Consider the following 259-nt stretch of genomic DNA (forward strand, 5'->3'; position numbering starts at 1 on the left):
GAAAGCTTTAGGACTATTTTTAACAATTAATATAGACCTAAACAATAAAATTAAATAGGCTAGAATAACAAAAACACCGCCGATAAGGCCATATTCTTCAAGAATTATAGCAAAAATAAAATCAGAATAAGGGTGAGGTAAAAAGTTTCGCTGAGTGCTTTTTCCGGGTCCTTTTCCAAATAATCCTCCATTTGCGATTGCAATTTTCGCTTGTTGATTTTGATAAGAACCATAATCCAAAGTAATTTCGCCGTTTTCG

The 259-nt window shown here is 32.8% G+C and carries 1 protein-coding gene; it reads right to left on the minus strand.

All coding sequences use genetic code 11. The features are described 5' to 3' along the window. The coding region (locus ACS2QP_RS28065; protein ID WP_438883112.1) for an FtsW/RodA/SpoVE family cell cycle protein at positions 1 to 259 on the minus strand (259 nt) is incomplete at both ends.

This window comes from Bacillus cereus group sp. Bce019 (assembly GCF_051781745.1).
GTDB classification, from domain to species: domain Bacteria; phylum Bacillota; class Bacilli; order Bacillales; family Bacillaceae_G; genus Bacillus_A; species Bacillus_A cereus.